Annotated in this window: 2 tRNA genes and 1 rRNA gene; all 3 read right to left on the bottom strand. The window is 53.3% G+C overall.

What is annotated here, in order from left to right:
- Nucleotides 1–556: 556 nt before the first annotated feature.
- Nucleotides 557–632, bottom strand: a tRNA-Ala gene (locus tag I3J13_RS25610).
- Nucleotides 633–691: 59 nt separating this feature from the next.
- Nucleotides 692–768, bottom strand: a tRNA-Ile gene (locus tag I3J13_RS25605).
- 311 nt (nucleotides 769–1,079) lie between these two features.
- Nucleotides 1,080–1,173: ribosomal RNA gene (locus I3J13_RS25600) — 16S ribosomal RNA — on the bottom strand; the annotation flags it as partial.

Genomic DNA, 1,173 nt, shown 5'->3' with positions numbered 1-1,173 from the left:
TCACGTCCTTCTTCGCCTGTGCATGCCAAGGCATCCACCAAATGCCCTTAATTCACTTCTTCGTTCTCATTGTCTATGCTCATCCATAGCCGTTCCAAAGGAACGGCAACCTGATTACCTTTTACAACCAGATCATTTCATGATGACATCGACGTGTCGGTACGGTCTTCTTTGAGGGCACGCCGGTGCACCTCGAAGCCATACCATTAAGACCAGCTTCTCGAGATATCATCCGGTGATGCGCGGTCAGGCAACATCAATCCAGCATGTCCATCAGATGAAGGCCTAAACCTTCAAACAACAAACATGCCCAGGACAAGCGATCCTTCCTACCTCCAACCCCTCCACCAATTCCGGCCGACTAAGCCATCTCACGGTTTCTCAGGGACTGGGCTCGGACGTTTTAGGCTTAAACCCAAAACACCTGGACGCTTCCAGACATATCTTCTCTTCACAATGTATTCAGAACAGGCATCAATCCTTAGCAGGACGATGCAAACTTTTATTTCTCCAGAAGGATATTCCCGCGCTACACACCCAAACCGCGTTCCGCGATTGGTGGAGCTGAGCGGGATCGAACCGCTGACCCCCTGCTTGCAAAGCAGGTGCTCTCCCAGCTGAGCTACAGCCCCAACCATCGCAAACACCCGACAGTCAAACCGCCAGGGATCAGGTAAATTCAGCAAACCAATGGTGGGCCCGGGAAGACTTGAACTTCCGACCCCACGCTTATCAAGCGTGTGCTCTAACCAACTGAGCTACGGGCCCATCCAACCGAACATACGAAGCGTCCAACTGGACACCCATACAGGCCAGAGGCCGTCGCCGGTCATCCGGCGCCCCCGCGGAGTGCCGCCCAAAGGGCGAACAGCACGTGAGCGCAAACCAAAGGTTTATATCCTTCTTGAAGAAAGAGAAACGTGGACGGCGAACCTCGCCATACCATCCGATTGCATAAGCAATTCCGTGGCGTATTACGTTTCGATGGTCGCCTGACTGGCGCCATCTATGTTCTAAAAAGCACGGGAAGGTTCATCCTGATCAGATCAGGCGTCTTACCAATTCCACAGCTTCCTTAGAAAGGAGGTGATCCAGCCGCAGGTTCCCCTACGGCTACCTTGTTACGACTTCACCCCAGTCGCTGACCCTACCGTGGTTAGCTGCCTCCTTGCG

It is taken from the genome of Agrobacterium leguminum, assembly GCF_015704895.1.
Lineage (GTDB): Bacteria > Pseudomonadota > Alphaproteobacteria > Rhizobiales > Rhizobiaceae > Agrobacterium > Agrobacterium leguminum.
This window is presented reverse-complemented; position numbering and strand designations above follow the sequence as displayed.